The organism is Bacillus sp. M13(2017) (assembly GCF_002218325.1).
Taxonomy (GTDB): Bacteria; Bacillota; Bacilli; order Bacillales; family Bacillaceae_G; genus Bacillus_A; species Bacillus_A thuringiensis_K.
The window spans coordinates 1-2,523 of sequence record NZ_KZ268541.1 but is presented as its reverse complement, the minus strand read 5'-3'; the positions used below and the strand labels follow the sequence as shown (position 1 = coordinate 2,523).

The following is a 2,523-nucleotide window of genomic DNA, read 5'->3' as shown; positions in this document are numbered from 1 at the left end:
TGTTATCTAGTTTTGAAGGAATATGCCTTCAATAGTTTGGTGATGATGGCAGAGAGGTCACACCCGTTCCCATACCGAACACGGAAGTTAAGCTCTCTAGCGCCGATGGTAGTTGGGACTTTGTCCCTGTGAGAGTAGGACGTCGCCAAACAAAAACCTAAGTCGTTTCGACTTAGGTTTTTTGTGTTTATTTTTATTATTTTAAATATAAAGGTAAGAATTACCTTTATGAGAATATAGTTCAGATGTAAAAAGAATGTTTGTAATCTTATATAAAAAGGTTATGTGAAAAATAGCAATATAGCTCTTTTTGCATAACCTTTTGTGTTTTTAAAGGATTTTACATAAGAAAAATTCTATAATTAAGGTAGTTAACATATATTTTTGATGGGTGTGGGGGATTATGAAAGAAATATGCATGTTATTAGTGGCTGTTATATTATGGGGCACAGCCATTGCGCCAACAAAATGGGCGTTAGAATCTATTCAGCCGTTTACTTTGTTATTTATTCGCCTTTTCTTTGCAGGTGGAATTTGCATGATATTCTCATTTAAGCAATTAAAAAAATCAGTTGTACATAAAAAAGTTTCATGGAAAAGAATGAGTTTGTTAGCTTTTACCGGTGTAGCTGGTTATTTTATGTTTACATCCTACGGCATTTCTTTAACAAGTGGATTACATGTGAGTATTATAGATGCTGCATTACCATTAGTTACAATTCTTTTTTCAGCACTCTTTTTGAAAGAGGAAATTCGATTGAATTATTGGATAGGAATTATATTGGGTGCTATAGGAGTACTCTTTATTACGATTCCATCTAAAAGTGCTAATCAAGAAGTGTCTTTAATAGGAGATATACTGATATTATTAAGTACTTTTCTATTTGCTTTCTACACAGTTTTGCTAAAACGACCAAAACAAGAACAGTATTTATCAAACGAGGTTTTTACAACATTAACTTTAATTATTGGAGCTGTTATTCTCTTACCGTTTGCACTGGTAGAAATTTTTTATTACGGTCTCCCAAAGGTTGAAACTTGGAAAACGGGACTTAGTGTAATATACCTTGTTATTGGAGCAACAATTTTAGCATATTGGTTTTGGAATAAAGCGCTAGAGAGAGTTTCAGCATCAGTGAGCGGATTATATTTAAATGCATTACCATTAATAAGTATTGTTACTTCAATTATTCTATTAAATGAATTTCTGACCTGGAGAGTAATAATGGGAGCAAGTTTAGTCTTAATAGGAGTAGGATGGGCAGATAAGCAAAAGTTATGTAATCTATTAAAAGGTAACAAGGTGGAGAATAGAGACTGTTAAACAGTATGATTTGTATAAATGAAATGTTAAAAAGATACCTTGTATATGAGGTATCTTTTTTATTTAGCAAAGATAATAGACTAAAATTAGTATAGATATTCTTTGCTGTATTTATATGTGTCGAAATCATTTTGAAATATTGTTTGAACAAGTTGTATACATTCAGTATTATAAAAGCTTTCAAAAGTTGGATGACGGGGAAATAAAGGGTTAGTAATATCGCCTTCGCTAAAATTCCCTTTATAAATCATGGCGGGGAGTTTGATGATGCCATGATGTTGAGAACTCATTTATTGGTGCGGTTTTTAATTCGAAACGCTTTTCTAATTTTTTCATTTCCTGATCGAAGTTTTCTAAGTATATATAATTGGTCACATATTCTTCTTCACCAGCTATATATTGTTGTGTGAAATGTGGGTTAATATCACTTGCGTGAGCCCCTTTCATAAATAGATAGTATAGAAATTGTTTAAATGAGATCCCTTTGGGGGAATTTTCATCTTGATATAAAAACTTTCGGATGGGTTTCCATTCGGGATTTTCCATATAAGGAGGTCCAATTAAGGATATGAAAGAACTGACTGCTCTTCTATAAGGGTTACGAACAAGTTTAAAAGTTTCTTTTTGTTTTTCTCGTAACGCTACCCCTAGTCGTGCACCATAGGCAGGTGTACTTTTGTATATATCATATTCATAATTATGAATGAAAGGACTATAACTTAGAGCTGTTTGTAATAAATCAATCTGGTAAAAGAACCACTTAGCAAGAGAAGTACAGCCGCTTTTTTGACTCCAAAATAGAATGATTGGAAACTTCCTATGATAGTGTGGGCTTCTTGAATGGGAGTTTATGACGTGTAATAAAGAAGGATTGAACAAGTTCTACACTTCTTTCAGTTATCTTATTGATATCTATGAGAAACAAAAGGGAGGTATGAAAGCCTTTTTTATCTTTTTTTTTTTAAATGAAAGATTAATATTGACTATTATTATATAGAGGTGTAATATAAGACAAGTCGCTGATGACATTGACATCGCAAGCGACAAACGAAATAAAAAACTTAGTTGACATTAACTAACGAAGATGTTAACATAAGGAAGTCGCAAATGAGCGACCAAGTAGTTCTTTGAAAACTGAACGAAACAAACAACGTGAAACGTCAATTTTTATTTTAGATGCTAGACAAACTAACTTTATT

General features: G+C 32.3%; 1 protein-coding gene, 1 rRNA gene and 1 pseudogene. 2 read left to right on the top strand and 1 reads right to left on the bottom strand.

The features are described from left to right. Window positions 1-35: 35 nt before the first annotated feature. Both rrf and CGQ22_RS31165 read left to right on the top strand, forming a co-directional pair. Window positions 36-151 (top strand): 5S ribosomal RNA (gene rrf, locus CGQ22_RS31170). A gap of 252 nt (window positions 152-403) precedes the next feature. Further along, window positions 404-1,324, top strand: a complete 921-nt coding sequence (locus CGQ22_RS31165) for a DMT family transporter (RefSeq protein ID WP_000658273.1) — start codon at window positions 404-406, stop codon at window positions 1,322-1,324. Between the two features lie 86 nt (window positions 1,325-1,410). On the opposite strand, the pseudogene CGQ22_RS31160 reads toward CGQ22_RS31165, so the two are convergent. Then, window positions 1,411-2,203: pseudogene (locus tag CGQ22_RS31160) on the bottom strand (sulfotransferase family 2 domain-containing protein). Window positions 2,204-2,523: the final 320 nt, after the last annotated feature.

Bases quoted from the DNA above. Each gene is read 5' to 3' on its own strand.
- CGQ22_RS31165 (WP_000658273.1), top strand. From the start codon at position 404: ATGAAAGAAATATGCATGTTATTAGTGGCTGTTATATTATGGGGCACA.